This window comes from Flavobacterium oncorhynchi, from assembly GCF_002217355.1.
GTDB classification, from domain to species: Bacteria; Bacteroidota; Bacteroidia; order Flavobacteriales; family Flavobacteriaceae; genus Flavobacterium; species Flavobacterium oncorhynchi.
In genome coordinates, this window is the sequence record NZ_MUHA01000007.1 from 444,048 (window position 1) to 464,062 (window position 20,015).

Consider the following 20,015-nt stretch of genomic DNA (forward strand, 5'->3'; position numbering starts at 1 on the left):
AACTAGTTTTCTGCTTTGATCCAGTCGTATCCTTTTTCTTCTAATTCGTAAGCTAGTTCTTTTCCTCCAGATTTTACGATTCTTCCGTTGTAAAGAACGTGAACGAAATCAGGAACGATATAATCTAACAAACGTTGGTAGTGTGTGATTACGATAATTGCGTTTTTGTCGCTTTTTAATTTGTTTACACCATTAGCCACAATTCTTAAAGCATCGATATCAAGACCAGAATCGGTTTCGTCAAGGATAGCTAATTTGGGCTCCAACATTGCCATTTGAAAAATCTCGTTTCTTTTTTTCTCTCCTCCAGAAAAACCTTCGTTTAAAGAACGAGATAAAAATTTACGATCGATTTCTAATAATTCAGATTTCTCACGAATTACTTTCAACATCTCGTTTGCAGGCATTTCTTCCTGACCGTTTGCTTTACGAGTTTCGTTGATTGCAGTTTTCATAAAGTTAGTTACACTAACTCCAGGAATTTCTACAGGATATTGAAACGAAAGGAAAACTCCTTTATGTGCTCTTTCTTCTGGAGCTAAATCTGCAAGATCTTCTCCGTCAAGGAAAACTTCTCCGTCTGTAACTTCATAGTTTTCGTTTCCTGCAATAACTGCAGAAAGTGTACTTTTTCCAGAACCGTTTGGTCCCATGATAGCGTGTACTTCGCCAGCTTTAACTTCTATATTAATTCCTTTCAGGATTTCTTTATCACCAATTGAGGCGTGAAGGTTTTTTATTGATAACATTGTTTTTTATTTTATATAAATGTCAATTCTATTTTTGTTGTTTGGTTTAGGATATTGGCGTTAAAATGCGCGTGACCTAAATATTCCATACCTAAATAATCGGCAGTTTTTTTAAACGGAATGTAAAAACTATCTTCGATTTCATTATCGTGTGAATTTGATATCACGCCAATTTTTTTTCCTCTAAGTTTTCTTCCGGTTTCTTTTTCAATTCGGATTAAATCAGAAAACCGATCAAAAAAGACCTTCATAATTCCGCTCATATTATACCAATAAATGGGCGTTGCAAAAATGAAAGTATCATGATTTTCGATAATCTTTTTAATCAAAGGCAAAAAATCATCTTCTATATTTTTGCTTTCGTAATCATAATAAGAAATATTATAATCACTTAGATTTACTACGTCAATATTATATTCTTTCGAAATTTCATCTATAATTTTGGTTGTATTTCCATTTTTTCGGGAAGAACCTAAAATGATGACTTTTTTATTTTCCATCTTCAAATTATCCTACAGAACCTTCTAAAGAAATCTCCAATAATTTTTGCGCTTCAACTGCAAATTCCATTGGCAATTTGTTCAATACATCTTTACTGAAACCATTTACAATTAAGGCAATCGCTTTTTCAGTTGGGATACCTCTTTGGTTGCAATAAAAAACTTGATCTTCTCCAATTTTACTTGTCGTTGCTTCGTGCTCAATTTTAGCCGATGGATTTTTACTTTCGATATACGGGAAAGTATGCGCTCCACAATTGTTACCCATTAACAATGAGTCGCATTGTGAAAAGTTTCTTGCATTCTCTGCTCTTGGAGAGATTTGCACTAAACCACGGTAACTGTTTTGTGATTTACCAGCCGAAATACCTTTAGAAATAATAGTCGATTTAGTATTTTTACCTAAATGAATCATTTTAGTTCCAGTATCAGCTTGTTGGTAATTATTTGTTACAGCAATTGAATAAAATTCTCCTACTGAGTTGTCTCCTTTAAGTACGCAAGATGGATATTTCCAAGTTACAGCAGAACCTGTTTCAACTTGTGTCCAAGAAATTTTAGCGTTTGTTTCGCATAAACCTCTTTTGGTTACGAAGTTATAAACCCCGCCTTTTCCTTCTTTGTTTCCAGGGAACCAGTTTTGAACGGTAGAATACTTAATTTCAGCATCATCCAAAGCGATTAATTCAACTACAGCAGCGTGTAATTGGTTTTCATCACGGCTTGGAGCGGTACAGCCTTCTAAATAAGAAACGTAACTTCCAGCATCAGCAATTACCAAAGTTCTTTCGAATTGTCCGGTTCCTGCTTGGTTGATTCTGAAATACGTTGAAAGTTCCATAGGGCAGCGAACGCCTTTTGGAATATAACAGAAACTTCCGTCAGAGAAAACTGCTGAGTTTAATGCTGCGTAGAAGTTGTCTTTTTGCGGTACAACAGTTCCTAAATATTTTTTTACTAATTCAGGATGTTCTTTGATAGCTTCAGAAATTGGACAGAAAATAATTCCTTTCTCAGCCAAAGTTTTTTTGAAAGTTGTAGCTACTGAAACAGAATCGACAACAATATCCATAGCAACATTGTTCATCATTTTTTGCTCATCAACAGAAATTCCTAGTTTTTTGTACATCTCTAATAATTCTGGATCTACATCGTCCAAAGTTTTGTTAGGATCTACTTGTTTTGGAGCTGAATAATAAGAAATTGCCTGAAAATCTGGTTTTTCGTAACGAACGTTTGCCCATTCTGGCTCAATCATTTCTTTCCATGCGCGAAAAGCTTCAATGCGCCAATCCGTCATCCATTCAGGTTCTTCTTTTTTAAGAGAAATAGCTCTTACAATTTCTTCGTTTAAGCCAATAGGAAAGGTTTCAGATTCTATATTGGTATAAAATCCGTATTCATATTCTTTAGTTTCCAGTTCGATTTTTAAATCGTCTTCGGTGTATTTGCTCATTATATTTTTATTGTCTAAAAGATTTAAAGTCTAAAGTTTGAAAGTCAATCGAAGTCTTTACGACTTTACGACTTTCTACTTTTAACTAAAGAGAAAATGATTCTCCGCAGCCGCAAGTTCTGCTGGCATTTGGATTGTTGAAAACAAATCCTTTTCCGTTTAATCCGCCTGAAAATTCTAGAATTGTTCCGGCTAAATATAGGAATGATTTTTTTTCAACTGCTATTTGTATGTCATTGTCTACGAATACTTTATCATCGTCGCCTTTGGTTTTGTCAAATTTTAAATCATAAGACAAACCAGAGCATCCACCACTTTTTACGCCTACTCTTACATAGTCGTTTGCGGCGTCAAAACCATCATCAGTCATCAAATCGATGATTTTCTTTTTGGCTGTATCAGAAACCTTTATCATTGTTTATGGTATTTGTTTTTAAAAGATCATTTAAAATCGCATCTAAATAGTAATCAAAATATTACATTAAATAAAATGCCAATTTCTCTGTTCAAATGAAATTGTCTGCAAAGATACGACTTAAAAACCTTTTTCCATAGCGGTTCACATTATTATAACAAATGTTAAAATAGATAGAATTTATTTTGCTGAAAACAGGGCAAAAATGTATCTCTTTTTTTTTACAGTGAATCTGTTTGTTGAACGAAAAGGTTGATGATTTCTGTGTTTTTTTGCGATTCTCGTATTTTAATGGCAAATAAAGTTAAAAACCGTATTTGTACTTATTATAACTGTCGTTATATTGTTATTTTTGTAATTAATTGTGAGTAATTATGAAAAAACAGTATATGAATAAGTGGATAAAACCACTTTTTGCAGTATTTTTTGTTTTTGGAATAGGAGCTACATTCTTTATTTTTAGTAGTGAATTAAAGGAAAGTGCCAAAGATGCTGAGACTCCTTCGATTAAAACTAATCTTGCAGAGCCAAGTAAGGAATCTACAGCGCAAAAAAACATTATCGATTCTCTGAATGTTCTAAAACAGCAATACGATTTGGCGATTTTAGAAAAGACTTCATTATCGCATCAATTGGAGCTTGAGCGAAAAAATGTCGAAAACTTAATGGAGATTATTAAAGCTTCAAAAAATCCTTCGATTACTCAGATTCAAATTTATAGAAAACAACTTTTAGATTTAAAAACAACATTAGAATCTAAAGGTTTGGAAATTAAAAGCCTCAAATCTCAAAACAAAAATCTGCTTACTGAAATTGAGTCTCAAAATGTTGTAATGTATCAGCAAAAGGCACAAAACGACACCTTGATTTTGAAGCAAAAAAAATTAGAATCGACAATAAAGGACGCTTCAAGGTTATCATCAAATAATTTTAAGGTTATTGCATTAAGAGAGAATAGCTCCGGAAAGGAATTGGAGACTGAAAAAGCTAGACACACAAAAAAACTCAAAGTCAGCTTTTCTATCAATGGAAATTCAGTAGCTAAAACGGGAAAAAAGATTTTTTATATTCAAGTTTTAGATCAAAAAAATACAGTTTTAGGTGAAGATAAATTAATTGAATTTGGAAATGATAAAGCTTTGGTTTACAGTTTTATTGTAGCAGTAGATTTTCAAGGAAAACCTGTCAATGTTTACGGCATTTTAAATGCTGATGAAAATGATTTTAAAAAAGGAACTTATTTTGTTAACTTTTTTGATAAGCAAGAAATCATGGGAAGCACTTCGATTACTTTAGAATAAGGGGGTAGGAGTTTTTAATTAGAATTTGTAGTATATAGGAAATTGATTTCCTAGCTTTGTTTTCTTATTAGAAATTTATACTCATGAAACTTTACCCAATAGAATCAGGAAATTTTAAGTTAGATGGCGGCGCAATGTTTGGTGTTGTGCCAAAAACAATTTGGAATAAAACCAATCCTGCAGATGATAATAATCTTATCGATATAGCCGCACGTTGTTTGTTGATTGAAGATGGAAATCGTTTGATTTTAATTGATACTGGAATGGGGAATAAACAATCAGAAAAGTTTTTTGGTTATTACTCACTTTGGGGATCTCATTCGATTGATAAATCTTTGGCAAAATATGGTTTCCATAGAGATGATATTACCGATGTTTTTATGACGCATTTGCATTTTGATCATTGCGGAGGAAGTGTTCAGTGGAATTCTGATAAAACTTTTTATGAGCCGGCTTTTAAAAATGCAAAGTTTTGGACAAATGAAAATCATTGGGAATGGGCTACAAAACCAAATGCTCGTGAAAAAGCTTCTTTTCTTTCGGAGAATATTTTACCAATGCAGGAAAGCGGTCAGTTGAATTTTATAAAACGCCCTGAAAATGACTTGGCATTTTCTGAAGAAATGAATTTTGGGATTTATTACGTTGATGGGCATACCGAAAAACAGATGATTCCGCACATTCAATATCAGGGCAAAACCATCGTTTTTTGTGCAGATTTATTGGCAACAGCCGGACATATTCCGTTGCCGTACGTAATGGGCTACGATACGCGTCCGTTATTGACAATGCCTGAAAAATCAAAATTTTTGAATGCCGCTGCTGATAATAATTATTATTTGTTTTTAGAACACGACGCACATAATCAAATTATAACGGTTGAACATACTGAGAAAGGCGTGCGGCTGAAAGACGTTTTTACTTGTGAAGAGATTCTTTAATATGAATTTTAAAACATAAAAAATCCCGTTTTCATTTTATTGAAAACGGGATTTTTGGTTTAAACATTTTATGATTTATTCTACTATTACTTTTTTTGCTGAAGCAGCATCTCCGTTGATTAAGTATATGTAGTAAACTCCCTTTGGTAAACCAGATAAATTTATAGTATTATCTGTGTTTGCAGAATTCAAAGTAAATGATTTTACTAATTGCCCTAATGAGTTGTAAACTGTTGCTTTGTCTAATGTAATATTATTGAGGTGAACTTCTCCTTTTGTTGGGTTTGGATAGATAACAACTTTATCAAATACTGAATCTTCGATGCCCAGATTCTTGCAGGTATTTGAATAAGTTGCAGTAGGTTCTTTGATTTTTGACCATTTTAAATTAGAAAATTCGACATTATCAACCTGAATACAAGAGAGATTTTTATTATTTAAAAAACTGCAGGCATCTATAGCTGCCGTGTTTTTATTTGTAGCATTTGCAGGAGGCAATATGAAGTTTTTGTTATTACCGTTCTGAAGATTTAATGTTGTTATTGGGTTAAATTCAATAAAGACAAGTTCTAAAAGAGGATTATGTGATAAATCTAAAGTTGTTAATTGGTTCCAAGTTACATTTATTCTTTTTAATAATGGATTGTTGCTTAGATCTAAAGTGGTTAATTGAGCATTGTTAAAATACAAATCTTCCAATTTTTTGTTTGAAGAAACATCTAGTTTTGAAATTGTTGTATTAGTGCAGTTCAATTGCAAAAGATTAGGTTGGTTTGATACATCCAATGTTGTGAAATTGTTACTGCCGCAATATAGAGATTCAAGCACAGTATTTGATGAAATGTCAAGACTGCTTAATGAATTTCTATCGACAGTTAAAAATAGAAGAGCTTTATTTTGAGATAAATCAATTGTTGAAATTTGATTTTGGGAGAGCATTAAATTAACTAAACGAGTATTTTGGGTAACGTCTAAACTGGTTAATTTGTTATCATGTAAAGCTAGTTTAGTAAGTGATTTGCTATTGCTGATATTAATGCTGTTTATTTTGTTAAAGTTACAATCCAGATATATTAATGAAACAAAATCTTCGATACCTGTTACGTTTGAAATATTACTATTTGAAAGATCAAGATAGGTAACTTTATTAGCAACCGAGGTAAGGATTTTACCATTTTTACCGTCTGTATCTATTTCTAAAGCAATTAATTTGTCTTCAAAAATTGGGTCAGGAATTAACGTATATGCATTACAGTCAATATTGTAGCTTGCAGTTTCGTCTTTAAGTGTTTGCCAATTATTCGTAGATAAAATGGCATCATCAACTTGAATACAATTTAAATTTGGATTGTTTTTAAAATTTGAGCTAAGACTAAAATTCGCATTGTTTCCATTTTTTAAATTTAGACTCAATAATTTGTTGTTACTGCTGTTTACTGTGGTTAAAGTTTTATTTTTAGAAAGATCTAAAGACGTTAGTAGATTACTTGAACAGTTTAAATTAGTTAGACTAATGAAACCAGATATTCCAGTTATGTCTTTTATAGAACTTGATGTAATATCCAAAGATGTAAGGTTTGCAATGCTACTGTTTAAAACAGTTCCGTTTTTACCATCTGTATCGATTTTCAATGCGATTAATTTATCTTCGAAAGCCGGATCTGGGATAGCAGTAACCTGAGAGCAATCGACAATAGAATATGATGCGGAAACATCTTTAAAATTTCCCCATTTTTCATTAGAAAAAAGAGCATTATCTACAAGAATACATGTTAAAGATGGGTTTTTTGTAAAATCTATAGCATAGGAAGTTTGCTGTATATAACGGTTGTTACCATTTCTTATATTTACTTTGGTAAGTAATTTGTTATCTGCACATAGTATAGAACTTAAAAGGGGATTTTGAGAAAGATCTAAAGTTGTAAATTGATTTGAAGGTCCCCAAAATGTAGTTAGTTTTTTATTGTTCGAAACATCAATGTTAGTTAATTTGTTTGTTCCACAGGATAAAAGACTTAATTCAGTATTTTGAGAAAGATCAAGACTTGTTATTTCGTTACCAGAGAGTGATAAATATTGTAAAGAAATATTATTTGAAGTATTTAAAGCAGTTAGTTTGTTGTAGGGAAGACTTAAATTAGTTAAAGCTAAATTTTGCGAAATATCTATAGTTGTTAGTTTGTTAGACATAACACTTAAATTTGTTAAAGACGCAAAATCTTGTATTCCGGTTAAATCAGAAATATTACTATTGTAAAGATCTATTTCTGTGATTGAGGAAATTTTTGATGTCAAAACTTGTCCATCAGGAGTTCCTGAGTCAAATCCTAAGGCAATTAATTTATTTTCAAAATTTACATCGGGAATGATTGTAAACATTGGACAATTATCTGAAAATTTTGTTGTTGTATCAACATTTTTTGACCAATTTGTAGTTGAATAAACAGCATCGTCAACTTGAATACATGTTAAGCCAGGGTTTTTTGTAGCGTAAAGGTAGTTGTTTAAGGAAGTATTGTTCCCATTTTTTAAATCCAAATATTTTAGTTGATTATTAGTGCAAGTTACTTCTGTTAATTTGATGTTTTTTGATAAATCTAGTTTGGTTATACTATTATTATCACAATGAAATTTACTTAAATTATTATGTTTTGTAACATTAATGGAGGTAATAGCATTGTCTGAAAAGTACAAATGCTCAAGTAGGGTATTTTTTGAAATATCTAAAGATGTTAATTGGTTTGTATAACAAATAAATTCTTTTAGATGAGTATTATTAGTAAGGTTAATTTTTTTTACAAAGTTGATTCCGAAATTTAAACTTGTTAACAAGGTGTTTTTGCTAATATTCAAGTCGGTCAATTTATTATTCTGACACCAAAAAAAATCTAGATTTGGATTTTCTGATAAATCAATCGAGGATAGTTGGTTTGAGTCAGCGATTACATGTTTTAATTTTGTATTTTTTAAAAGATCTAAGGAAGTTATTTTGTTAGAGTTACAATCTAAATGTTCTAAATTTATATTTTTTGAAGTAACTAGAGAACTCAGTTGATTGTTAGAAATTGTTAGAAATTTTAAGCTTTTATTTTCAGATAAATTTAAAGTTGTTAACTCATTATTTCCTGCCTGCAGGGTTTCTAGGTTTATGTTTTTAGAGATGTTTGCTTCAGTTAATTTATTTTCGCTTACATCTAAAAATGTTAAATTAGTGTTGCCTGATAAATCTAAATTTGAAATTAAGTTATTGTTGCAAACTAGAGTTGTTAATGAAGTGCTTTTCGGAACATTCAGATTAGTCAATTTATTACGGCTGACATCAATTCTAATTAAATTGGTGTTCTTAGACAGGTCGAGAGTGCTGAGAGAATTATTAGTGAAGTAAAATTCAAGCAATGAAGTGAAATCCTGGATTCCAGTGAAATCCGAGATCGGAACTCCTGTTAGATTTAATGAAAGGACAGTGCTAATATTATCAGTTAATACCTTACCATCAACAATGCCAGAATCGTACCCAAGCTGGATTAGTTTATTTTCGAAATTTGGATCTGGTATAAGGGTGTAAAATGTACAATCAATATTATAGTTTGCCGAAGAATCTTTAGATGCTGGCAGCCAATTAGTGTTAGAATAAGCGATATCATCTACAACAATACATGTTAAATTAGGATTATCTCTTAAATTAAGCTGCGTTTTATTTATTTTAGTATTGTTGCCATTTTTCAAATTCAATTTTGTTAAATTGTTTGAAACACATGTGAAATCAACTAAATTAATATTTGTAGAAAGGTCTAGCTTTGCTATTTTGTTTGAATCACAATATAGTGAAACTAAAGCTGTGTTTTTTGATAGATTTAAAGTTGTCAATTGATTTTCCCAACACGTTAAGCTGTTTAATTGTGTGTTTTGAGATAAATTCAGGGATGTAATTTGATTTTTACTGCAGGAAAGTGTTTTTAATATAGTATTGGCGTCAGTATTTATAAAAGATAAATTATTAGAATCACAATATAGATTCTCTAGTAAAATTGCGCCGCTTAGAAATAAAACTTCTATTGAATTGCTGTTGCATTGTAGTTCTTTTAACTTTGAATTGTTAGTAAATAATAAATTCTTCAATTTATTATTAGAACAATAAAAGTATTTCAGGTCCCTATTTTGAGAAATATTTAGATTCGTTAATAAGTTATTCGAACAATTAAAAGTTGATAAATAGATATTTTGTGAAATATTTAAACTAGTTATTTCATTGTTGTTACACTTTAGAATCTCTAAATCAGAAAAATTTTCTATTCCTTTTAGATCTTTGATAGAGCTATATGAGACATCTAATGAAATCAAACTTGATATTTTGGAGGTTAATACTTTTCCATCAGGTATGCCGCTATCAATTCCTAAAGCAATAAGTTTATTCTCAAAATTAACATCTGGAATTTCTGTGTATTGCGCATAAATAGAAAAATTTACAAGCAACAGTAATAAAAGTAGTTTTGTTTTCATAAAGTAGGTTTAGGGTTAGGATATACAATTTTACGCAATTTATATTAATTTTTCTTACGGAAATGTATGAAAAAAAGCAAGTTATAAGGATAAATGGTTTTAAAATAAATAGTTATAAGAATGGGTAAGATTTTCTTTTTAGAAAAAAAATCCCGTTTTCAATAAAATGAATTCGGGATTTTTAGTTTAACTAATTGTGATTATTTAAGTGCTAGTTAGTTTTAAATTTCCAAACCTGACCAACAGTTTCACCTCCTTTGTTGTCTTTTACGACAACTTTCCAGAAGTATTCTTTTGTAGCTTCCAATGTAACATCAAATGATGAAGTGCTTGTGTTCTCGGTAACTTTTGCTGTTGGAGGATTAGTTGTACCAAAATACACATCGTAAGTTAGAATATCATTTGCGTCAACATCAGATGCTTTCCACTTTAAAGCTGCTGTTGCTGTGCTTAAAGTAGAATTTATTGCTGGCTGAACTAACTCTGGAGCAAATGGTAAATGATTTACAACAGCTGCTCCTGCAGTATAAAACTTGAAAGTTGCAGAGTAAGCACTAGATAAACCTTTGCTGTCTGCTGCCTGTACTCTCCAATAATATGCAGTATTTTTCTCTAATGTAAGAGAAGAGCTAACGGTTGAGTTGTTAAGTGTGTTAACAATTTGAGTAAATCCGTTATCTTTTGCAACCTGAATTTGGTATACAATAGGATCTTTTTCAGTATCAGTAGATTGATTCCATTGTAAAGAAACAGTATTGTCTAAACATAATTTACCATCGGTAGGAGATACTAATACTGGAACTGTAGGCGCCGTATTTGTAACTGGAGGAGTAACAGGATCGTCTCCGCCCCCGCCTCCGCATGCAGCAAACAAAAAACCAATGATTGATAGGTATATAAAATTCTTCATTTTTATTTTTTTATAATTTTAATGTATTCTGGAGTTTCTAAATAGATTTTTGCTGCATAAATTCCCGAAGCTTGGTTTTCAAGACTTAACTGCGCTTTTCCATTTTCGATAGAATATGTTTTAGTCGAAACTAATTGTCCAGCAAAATTGTACAATTCGATTTTAACTTCTTTTTGACCAGTTGGAATTTCAATTTCAAAACTTCCAGAAGTTGGATTTGGGTAAGCAGATAATGTTCCTAAAAGATCCATTGTGGCCACTTTTTTAGAAAAAACACCTTCACAAGCTTTAGCAGTTGCTACTTCAATTAAACCGCCTTTTTCTAAACTTAAATTAAACTTAGAATCTGTTGTTTGAAATTGTTGAGTTCCATCAACAAACACGGTAAAAGGAGCCGTTCCTGCAGTAATTTCTACTGCTACATTTTTAGAAGTTACGCTTGATTTTCCTGCAACGTTAGAAGCTTTTGGAATAGTTACGGTAAAGTTTTGTTCGAAAATCATTTCCGGAATAGTGATCTTGATTTTGTAAGTTCCCGGAGTTAAACTAGTAACTTTTAAACTGTTGTTAGTAAAGTTGTATGATTTATCGTTTATTGTTGCGGCATATGCAAATGAATTTTTACCAACAATACTAATCTCGCCATTATTTTCTCCTGTACAAGATTCTCCTTTAGTTTCAACAGTAAAATTGTTTGCAGGTAAATTTAGTTCTCCTGTACATTCTGTATTGTAAGTTGCAATTGCATCTTTTTTAGAAGGCCAATTTGTAGTTGCATAGTTAACATCATCAACTTGAATACAATATAGTTTTGAGTTTGAAGAAAATGAAACATAATTGTTATTTAGTAACGTATTTTTTCCATTTTTAAGGTTTAAGCTCGTTAATTGATTTGAGTTTACCATCAAACTGCTTAATAGAGGATTTTTTGAGACATCGATTGTTACAATTTTATTCTCGTTAACTTCAAGACCATATAGTAAAACATTATTTGAAACATCAATAGCGGTTAATTGACATTTTTTAGCATTTAAATAAGTTAGCGCTTTATTCTGAGAAACATCTAAAGTTGTTAATTCATTTGAAAAAGCACTTAAACTAGTTAAAGCAGTGTTTTTAGAAGTATTTAAAGTTGTTATTTTGTTTCCGTAAACACCTAGTTCTTTTAAGGCTAAATTAGCAGTTATATCAATAGTTGTAATTTGATTTGAGCCAACATCTAATCGAGTTAATACTGTGTTTTTAGATACATTAATAGTTGTTAGTTTGTTGTTGTCAGAAATTAAATTTTGTAAAGCTAAGTTGTTTGAAATATTTAATTCCGTCAATTTATTACTACCGCAATTTAGAGATTCTAAAGCAGTGTTTTTAGTAAGATCTAATGTAGCAACCTGATTACTAGATAAATCTAAAGTTTTTAGTTTTAGGTTTTTAGAAACATCGATTTTAGTAATTGCTCCTTTAGAGCAGTACAGTTTTTCTAATGATTTAAAATCTTCAATACCTTGTAAATCTGTAATTTTATTGGTTGCATCAATTGCATTTAATTCGATAAGATTTTCAATGCTAGAGGTTAGAACTTTTCCATTTTCACCATCTTTATCAATGCCATTTTTGATTAAAAGTTTTTCAAAATTTATATCAGGAATTAGTGTGTATTGATAGTTTGGCGCACAAGCCTCAGATGAATAAATTACTTTTTCGTCTTTTGCGATCCATTTTTCGGTAGAAAAAGCTACGTTATCAACTTGAATGCAAAGTAAATTTGGATTTTTCGTAAAATTTCCAAGAGTCATGTTTTGCATGTTTGCATTATTTCCGTTTTTCAAATTCAAACTATACAAGTTGTTATCAGTACAGTCGAATTCCTTTAGAATAGTGTTTTTTGAAACATCTAAATTTCTTAATTTATTGAAACTAGCACTTAGAGTAATAAGCTTCGTGTTTTTAGAAACATCTAAGTCAGAAATTTCATTATTACTTAAATTTAAATCGATTAATGATAAGTTTGCAGAGACAGAAAAAGTGTTTATTTTATTATGACTAATATTTAGTTTTGCTAACAAAGGTTGTCTTGAGATGTTTATCGTTGTTAATTGGTTGTTATTACATTCCAATGAAGTCAACATAGAAAAATCTTCTATTCCTGTTAAGTCTGTAATATTGCTATTTGCAACATTTAGACTTGTTAGATCGGCAATACTTGTTGTTGCAACTTTTCCGTTTTTCCCGTCTTTATCTATATTAAGTTCAATTAGTTTATCTTCAAATTTAGAGTCAGGTATTAAAGTGTATGGTACAACAAATGGACAAGGATCTGATGAGAAAGTAGCTGTTAAATCTTTTTTAGCTCCCCAATTTGCATTAGAATAGTCAACATTATCAACTTGTATACATTTTAGATCAGGATTTTGAGCAAATCTTACACCATCATTATTGGAAGAAGAAACAGATATTGAGCTATTAGATCCATTTTTAATATTCAGGTTTAATAACTTATTGTTATTAGCAAGTACTTGAGACAGTTTAGGATTTTTTGAAAAATCTAATGTTTTTATTTCGTTGTTATTACACCAAATTTGATTCAATTCTGGATTGTTTGAAACGTTTAATGAAGTTAACATGTTTCCATTTACAAATAAGGTAGATAGTTTTGTGTTTTTAGTAACATTTAAACTAGATAATTTATTAGAGTAGATTTGTACTGCTTTTAAATTTATATTGTTTGTAAGGTCAATATTCGAAAGACTATTAAAACTTAGATCTAAAGAAGTTAATGCAATATTTTTGGAAACATTAATATAAGTTAATTTATTAGCAAATAAATTTACATTAGTCAATGCTTGATTTTGTGAAAAATCTACTGTAGTTATATTGTTATTATTAGCTGTTATCTGCTGTAAAGAAGTAAAATCTTGAATACCCGTTAAGTCAGATATGCCTTTTCCTGACAAACCTAAATTAGTGACTTTAGCAATACTTTCAGTTTTAACTTTTCCGTTTTTTCCATCTCTATCAATGTTAAGAAGTATAAGTTGATCTTCAAAACTAGAATCAGGAATAAGGGTATACACATTACAATCTAAACTAAAACTTGCTATTGCATCTTTAGTTACTGTCCAGTTTGCTGTGGCAGCAACATCTGGAACTTGAATACATGTTAGTGAAGGGTTGTTAACTGTATTTAAATTATTTAAAGCAGTGTTTTTAGAAAGGTCTAGTTTCTGTAATAAATTACCAGAAGCATTTAAATTTGTCAAGGCCGTAAAACCTTGTATTCCTGTTAAATTGGTAATTGAACTATTTGATATATCTAATGTTGTAATGGTGTTAATGCTTGAATTTAGAACAGCTCCGTTTTTTCCGTCATTATCAATTTTAAGTGCTATTAATTTGTCTTCAAAATTTGGATCTGCAATACTGGTGGAAATAGTACAATCTAGTGAAGAAAAATACGTTTCGTCGTCTTTCAATTTAGACCAATTAGTTTTAGAATAATCAACGTTATCAACCTGAAGACAAGTCAGGTCTATATTGTTTATGAAAGAAGAAGAATAACCTAAACCTGAGCTTCCTGACATACTTTGGAAATATACGCCCATTTCTTTTGAAAAATTGGAATTATTTCCATTTTTCAGATTCAGACTGTTTAGTTTATTAAAACTACAGTTTAGAAAAACTAAAGATTTATTATCGCTAAGATTCAATGAAGTTATTTGGTTATAACTACAGTATAAAAATTTTAGTTGTTTGTTTTTACTAACATCTATGGTTGATAATTTATTTGAATTACAAAGCACATACTCTAATGCTGTATTCGCTGATAAATCTAAAGAAGATAGATTACTGCTGCCGCAATCTAGTTGTTTTAGTGCTGTGTTTTTGGCTAAATTAAGTTCTGACAATTTTGCAAGTCCACTAGCATTTAATTCGATAAGATTGGTGTTGTTGGAAACATTTAGAGTTGAAAACTTATTATTACCAACGTCCAAATATTGAAGCGATGTGTTTGAGCTTACATCAAAAGTTTCTAGTAAGTTAGAGCTGCAGTCCAAAAAGGTTAAATTGGTATTTTTGTTTAAATCTAAATTTTTTAAACTATTACCTGAACAATTTAATTTTATTAAAGCGACGTTGCTGCTTACATTTAATAGTGTAAGTTGTTGATAACTACAGTCTAAAAACATTAAAGCAGTGTTTTTAGAAACATTTAAAGCTTGGATTTTGTTAGAAGAACAATTTAGAGTAGTCAAGTTTGTATTTTCCGAAACATCTAATATTGTCATTAAATTTGAGTGACAGTTCAAATTTTGCAGAGCCTTATTAGCTGATAGATCTATAGAGCTTAGCTTGTTAGCAGATATATTAAGATTTTCTAACAAAGTGTTTTTGGATAAGTTTAGCTCATTAATATTGTTATATTGAGTAGATAAATCTACTAATAAAGTGTTTTGAGACACGTCTAACTTTGTTAAAAGATTGTTGCTGCAATCTAAAGAAGTCAAAGCTTTAAAGTCTTGAATTCCTGTTAAGTCAGTTATTTTGCGTTCGCTTCCTAAATTTAGCGTTTTTATGGTGTTGATTTTTGACGTTAATACTTTGCCATCAGTTGCACCAGAGTCAAGTCCTAAATAAATTAATCTTTTTTCAAACTCGATGTCAGGAATCTTGGTGTATTGTGCAGGAATATCGGCAATGTCTACAACAGATACATTATCAACCAAAATTTCAGAATTCAGAGTTCCATAAGTCCAAATATCAACTTCAATACTTTCAGAAACAGTAGGAGTATATTCGAATTCTATTTTTCTCCACTCGGTAGTAGAAAAAGTTACATCTGATTTTTTAATTATTTCCGACTTAAAAGTACTGGGTTTATGATACAAACTAAGATCAATAGAAGAAAATGTTCCTTTTGCAAGTTTGTGATACAAAATCACCTTATACGTTTTACCTGCAATTACAGGGAAATATTCGCTATTGATAAAATTAGATGTTCCGCTGGCAATCATCATGTTGGTACTAGATGTGCCGTTTTGCGCTATACTGCTTTGAGAAGCGAAACCGCTAAAAAAGCGAAACCAATTGTCAGGCTGCGACGAAGAAGTCCAAGTTTCAAAGTTCCCATTCGGAACTAAGTTGGTTTGTGCGTAAATAGAAAAATTTGCCAGTAACAGCAATAAGAGTAGTTTTGTTTTCATAGATTCGGTTTACAATTCAGTCGCGCAAGGATAACTATTTTAAACGGACTTTCCTTACGGGAAGACGTAAAGAGAAAAAGTTTTTTTTCGATATAAAGAAAGAGCATACAAACTAGAATATTTTTTCCCAATCAAATTGGGTGAAATCATTTGAAAAGAAGTAGGTTAGCATGTCTTTTTATGTTTTCAAAAAATCATAACACAGTGTTAATGGTTAGTTTTTTGTAACAAAAAATCATAATTTAGTCCCATCTTTTAACTATATATTATTTTTAGATACATGAGTCATATAAAACCTCTTAAATTATCTGCTTTTGCATTACTTGTTTTAGCAGGCTGTAGTGCTACTTTGCAAGCGCAAGTTTCAACTTCAAAAGAATTCATTAAAGCGCCATTAACAGTTGTCAAAAAAGCACCAGTCAGCGAAAACGAACTAAAAAGATGGAGTCATCTTGATTTAATCAAAGATTCTATTGCAGGTATGAGTGTTGATAAGGCTTACGCTGAACTATTACAAGGAAAAAAAGGTCAAAAAGTTATTGTAGGAATTGTAGATTCTGGTGTTGATATTGAGCACGAAGATTTACAAGGAATGATCTGGACAAACATAAAAGAAATTCCAGGAAACGGAATCGATGATGATAAAAACGGTTTCATCGACGACGTTCACGGATGGAATTTCCTTGGAAATGCTGTTCATGAAAATCTAGAAATGACACGTATCGTTAAAAAAGGCGATGATGGTTCTGCCCAATACAAAGAAGCTTTGGCTCAATATACAGAGAAGTATGAAAAAGCTTTAAAGGACAAAGAACAAGTAGATATGTTGTTAGGTTTTCATAATACAATCCAAAAAGAACTTAACAAAACAACATATAAAATAGAGGATCTAAGTACAATTACTTCAGCAAATCCAGATGTTTTGAAAAGTAAAAGGGTCATGATGCAAATATTTACCAACGCAGGTCCAACATTTGATCCAGAAGCTGATTTTGGAGAGTATAAGGACCAAGTTTACGATCAATTAAATTATAATTTGAATAAAGATTATGATGGAAGAAAAATCGTAGGGGATAATCCTGAAGACATCAAAAACAAGTATTACGGAAATAATATTGTTTTTGGTCCAGACAAAGAAAAAGCACTACACGGAACTCACGTAGCGGGAATCGTTGCGCAAGTTCGTGGTAATAATTTAGGCGGAGACGGTGTTGCTGCAAATGTTGAAATCTTAACAGTAAGAGCTGTTCCAGATGGAGATGAGTATGATAAAGATATTGCTTTAGCAATTCGTTATGCAGTTGATAACGGTGCAAAAATAATTAACGGAAGTTTTGGTAAAAGCTTCTCTCCACACAAAAATTGGGTTTACGATGCTATTAAGTATGCAGCCAAAAAAGATGTTTTAATTGTTCATGCGGCAGGTAACGACGGTTACAATATCGATGAAAACAAAAACATCAATTATCCAAACGATTCTCAAGACAACATCAAAGAATTTGCAGATAACGTAATAACAATTGGAGCAATTAATAAACAATACGGAGAAACTGTTGTAGCACCATTTTCAAATTTCGGAAAAATAAATGTTGACGTTTTTGCGCCGGGTGAAGAAATTTACGCAACAGTTCCAAATAATAAATACAAATATTTACAAGGAACTTCGATGGCGGCTCCAAATGCAGCAGGAGTTGCAGCATTAATTCGTTCGTATTATCCAAAACTAAAAGCATCTCAGGTAAAACATATTTTAATGGATTCTGGAGTTGCACTTCCTTCAAAAGTTATTTTGGGCGAAAATCCAAATCCAGATGAAAAACCTGAAGCAGTTTCTTCTGTTGAATCATCAAAAACAGCCAAAATGGTAAATGCTTACAACGCTTTATTGATGGCCGAAAAAATGTCGAAGAAATAAAAAATAAATAAAAACCTAATCCAATGGAAGAGCGGCAGCTCTTCCATTTTTATTGTAATTATCATGCGAAAAATTATTTTACTTTCCTTTCTGAGCTTAGGTTTAAGTCCAGCTTTTGCACAAAACACTTCATATTGGCAGCAACACGCCGATTATAAAATGGAGGTTTCGATGGATGTTAAAAACTATCAGTACAAAGGAAAACAAGAATTGGTTTATACCAATAATTCATCAGATACCTTAAAAAAGGTATTTTATCATTTATTTTTAAACGCCTTTCAACCAGGAAGTGAGATGGACGCTCGTCTACATTTTATTAAAGATCCAGACGGAAGAATGGTAAATAAAGTAAAAGGCGCTGATGGAAAAGAAGTAAAACAAAGCCGTATTGAAACTTTAAAACCAAATGAAATAGGGTATTTAAAAATCGCTAATTTCAAACAAGATGGTGTTTCTGCACAAACAAGAGTTTCAGGAACTATTATGGAGGTGACTTTGCCTAAACCAATTTTACCAAATTCAAAAACTACCTTTACGTTAGATTTTGACGGACAAGTTCCGGTTCAAGTTCGTCGTGCAGGAAGAAATAATACTGAAGGAGTTGAACTTTCAATGTCGCAATGGTACCCAAAATTAGCCGAATTTGATTTCGAAGGATGGCACGCAGATCCATATATCGCAAGAGAATTTCACGGAGTTTGGGGTAATTTTGATGTTAAAATTACAATCGACAAAGAGTATACTCTTGGTGCTTCAGGATATTTGCAAGACAAAAATACAATTGGTCACGGTTATGAAGATGCTGGCGTAACAGTTGTTTATCCTAAAAAAACAAAAACACTAACATGGCATTTTATCGCACCAAATGTTCACGATTTTACATGGGCTGCTGATAAAGAATATACTCATGATATTGTAAAAGGACCAAACGATGTCGATTTGCATTTCTTTTACAAAAACAATCCAAAAACAACAGCAAACTGGAAACAGTTAGAGCCATTAATGGTAAAAGTTATGGATTATTACAATCATAGAGTTGGACAATATCCGTACAAACAATATTCATTTATTCAAGGCGGCGACGGCGGAATGGAGTACGCAATGTGTACTTTAATGTTAGGAAACGGAACTCTTGAAGGAATTTTAGGAACTGCTACACACGAATTGGGACATTCATGGTTTCAACATATTTTAGCTTCAAATGAATCAAAACATCCTTGGATGGATGAAGGTTTTACAACCTATATCGAAGACAGTGCTTTGAACGAATTAAAAGGAGATAAAAAAGAGGTAAACCCTTTCGTAGGAAATTATAAAGCGTATTACAGTTTAGTAAATTCTGGAAAAGAACAACCGCAGACCACTCACGGAGATCGTTATGACGAAAACAGACCTTACAGTATTTCATCTTATGTAAAAGGAAGTATCTTTTTATCACAGTTAGAATATGTAATAGGGAAAGATAATGTTGATGAAACTCTAAAAAGATATTTCAACGATTTCAAATTCAAACATCCAACGCCAAATGATATCAAAAGAACAGCCGAAAGAGTTTCTGGAGCTGAGTTAGATTGGTATTTAATAGATTGGGCACAAACAACCAATACAATTGATTACGGAATTGCAGCTGTTGCTGATAACGCTGGAAAAACAACAGTTTCGTTAGAAAGAATTGGAAGAATGCCAATGCCAATTGATTTGAAAGTAGAATATACTGATGGAACTTCTGAGAATTTCTACATTCCGTTGAGAATGATGAATTTTATTAAACCAAATCCAAATCCAAACGAAAAAAGAACAGTTTTAGAAGATTGGGCTTGGGCACAGCAAAACTATAATTTTACGATTGACAAAAACAAAACTGCAATCAAAAAAATCACTATCGATCCAAGCGGATTAATGGCTGATGTAAAGCAGACGAATAATGTTTTTGAAGTAAAATAATCTTCAAAAAAGAATAAAAAGAAGTCCCGTTTAATAAGCGGGACTTTTTTCGTTTTAAGGCATAAAGTTTTTTTGAATCGCCTCCAGCTTTAGCTGGAGGAATTAGATTTAAAGAGAAAAGGGCTATAGCCAAACTGTTACAGTTTTGGCTAAAGCCCTTTATTGTGATTTATTTTTCCATCC

Annotated in this window: 11 protein-coding genes; 4 read left to right on the top strand and 7 right to left on the bottom strand. The window is 31.3% G+C overall.

Annotated elements, in window-relative coordinates; translation table 11 throughout:
* Nucleotides 1–2: 2 nt before the first annotated feature.
* The 4 genes from sufC to B0A75_RS07460 form a co-directional block, all read right to left on the bottom strand.
* A complete protein-coding gene (gene sufC / locus B0A75_RS07445) occupies nt 3–749 on the bottom strand; it encodes a Fe-S cluster assembly ATPase SufC (protein ID WP_089053659.1) in 747 nt (248 codons plus the stop codon).
* A gap of 11 nt (nt 750–760) precedes the next feature.
* Nucleotides 761–1,249: a flavodoxin family protein gene (locus B0A75_RS07450; RefSeq protein WP_089053660.1), complete on the bottom strand. Its 489-nt coding sequence runs from the start codon at nt 1,247–1,249 to the stop codon at nt 761–763.
* A 7-nt stretch (nt 1,250–1,256) separates the two neighbouring features.
* Nucleotides 1,257–2,705, bottom strand: a complete 1,449-nt coding sequence (gene sufB, locus B0A75_RS07455) for a Fe-S cluster assembly protein SufB (RefSeq protein WP_089053661.1) — start codon at nt 2,703–2,705, stop codon at nt 1,257–1,259.
* Nucleotides 2,706–2,790: 85 nt separating this feature from the next.
* Nucleotides 2,791–3,120 carry a HesB/IscA family protein gene (locus B0A75_RS07460; RefSeq protein WP_073483816.1) on the bottom strand — a complete coding sequence of 110 codons (330 nt, stop codon included), beginning with the start codon at nt 3,118–3,120 and terminating at the stop codon, nt 2,791–2,793.
* A gap of 389 nt (nt 3,121–3,509) precedes the next feature.
* Here B0A75_RS07460 and B0A75_RS07465 point away from each other — a divergent pair, with 389 nt between their 5' ends.
* Both B0A75_RS07465 and B0A75_RS07470 read left to right on the top strand, forming a co-directional pair.
* Complete coding sequence (locus B0A75_RS07465) at nt 3,510–4,421, top strand: hypothetical protein (RefSeq protein ID WP_244284359.1); 912 nt, start codon at nt 3,510–3,512, stop codon at nt 4,419–4,421.
* An 83-nt stretch (nt 4,422–4,504) separates the two neighbouring features.
* Complete coding sequence (locus tag B0A75_RS07470; protein WP_089053663.1) at nt 4,505–5,362, top strand: MBL fold metallo-hydrolase; 858 nt, start codon at nt 4,505–4,507, stop codon at nt 5,360–5,362.
* Nucleotides 5,363–5,437: 75 nt separating this feature from the next.
* On the opposite strand, the gene B0A75_RS07475 is transcribed toward B0A75_RS07470, so the two are convergent.
* From B0A75_RS07475 to B0A75_RS07485, 3 genes are all read right to left on the bottom strand, one after another.
* On the bottom strand, nt 5,438–9,862 hold the full coding sequence (locus B0A75_RS07475) for a T9SS type A sorting domain-containing protein (RefSeq protein ID WP_089053664.1): 4,425 nt from the start codon (nt 9,860–9,862) through the stop codon (nt 5,438–5,440).
* A gap of 211 nt (nt 9,863–10,073) precedes the next feature.
* The gene (locus B0A75_RS07480; protein WP_123872337.1) at nt 10,074–10,772 is read right to left on the bottom strand and encodes a glycoside hydrolase family 78 protein; all 699 of its coding nucleotides are present in this window, start codon (nt 10,770–10,772) and stop codon (nt 10,074–10,076) included.
* A gap of 2 nt (nt 10,773–10,774) precedes the next feature.
* Complete coding sequence (locus B0A75_RS07485; RefSeq protein WP_089053666.1) at nt 10,775–15,973, bottom strand: T9SS type A sorting domain-containing protein; 5,199 nt, start codon at nt 15,971–15,973, stop codon at nt 10,775–10,777.
* Between the two features lie 280 nt (nt 15,974–16,253).
* Here B0A75_RS07485 and B0A75_RS07490 point away from each other — a divergent pair, with 280 nt between their 5' ends.
* Both B0A75_RS07490 and B0A75_RS07495 read left to right on the top strand, forming a co-directional pair.
* A complete protein-coding gene (locus B0A75_RS07490; protein WP_089053667.1) occupies nt 16,254–17,888 on the top strand; it encodes a S8 family peptidase in 1,635 nt (544 codons plus the stop codon).
* A 63-nt stretch (nt 17,889–17,951) separates the two neighbouring features.
* The gene (locus tag B0A75_RS07495) at nt 17,952–19,832 is read left to right on the top strand and encodes a M1 family metallopeptidase (RefSeq protein ID WP_089053668.1); all 1,881 of its coding nucleotides are present in this window, start codon (nt 17,952–17,954) and stop codon (nt 19,830–19,832) included.
* Nucleotides 19,833–20,015 lie beyond the last annotated feature (183 nt).

Excerpts from the sequence above, each read along its gene's own strand:
- sufC (WP_089053659.1), bottom strand. The coding sequence starts at position 749 with ATGTTATCAATAAAAAACCTTCACGCCTCAATTGGTGATAAAGAAATC.
- B0A75_RS07450 (WP_089053660.1), bottom strand. The coding sequence starts at position 1,249 with ATGGAAAATAAAAAAGTCATCATTTTAGGTTCTTCCCGAAAAAATGGA.
- sufB (WP_089053661.1), bottom strand. The coding sequence starts at position 2,705 with ATGAGCAAATACACCGAAGACGATTTAAAAATCGAACTGGAAACTAAA.
- B0A75_RS07460 (WP_073483816.1), bottom strand. The coding sequence starts at position 3,120 with ATGATAAAGGTTTCTGATACAGCCAAAAAGAAAATCATCGATTTGATG.
- B0A75_RS07465 (WP_244284359.1), top strand. The coding sequence starts at position 3,510 with ATGAATAAGTGGATAAAACCACTTTTTGCAGTATTTTTTGTTTTTGGA.
- B0A75_RS07470 (WP_089053663.1), top strand. The coding sequence starts at position 4,505 with ATGAAACTTTACCCAATAGAATCAGGAAATTTTAAGTTAGATGGCGGC.
- B0A75_RS07475 (WP_089053664.1), bottom strand. The coding sequence starts at position 9,862 with ATGAAAACAAAACTACTTTTATTACTGTTGCTTGTAAATTTTTCTATT.
- B0A75_RS07480 (WP_123872337.1), bottom strand. The coding sequence starts at position 10,772 with ATGAAGAATTTTATATACCTATCAATCATTGGTTTTTTGTTTGCTGCA.
- B0A75_RS07485 (WP_089053666.1), bottom strand. The coding sequence starts at position 15,973 with ATGAAAACAAAACTACTCTTATTGCTGTTACTGGCAAATTTTTCTATT.
- B0A75_RS07490 (WP_089053667.1), top strand. The coding sequence starts at position 16,254 with ATGAGTCATATAAAACCTCTTAAATTATCTGCTTTTGCATTACTTGTT.
- B0A75_RS07495 (WP_089053668.1), top strand. The coding sequence starts at position 17,952 with ATGCGAAAAATTATTTTACTTTCCTTTCTGAGCTTAGGTTTAAGTCCA.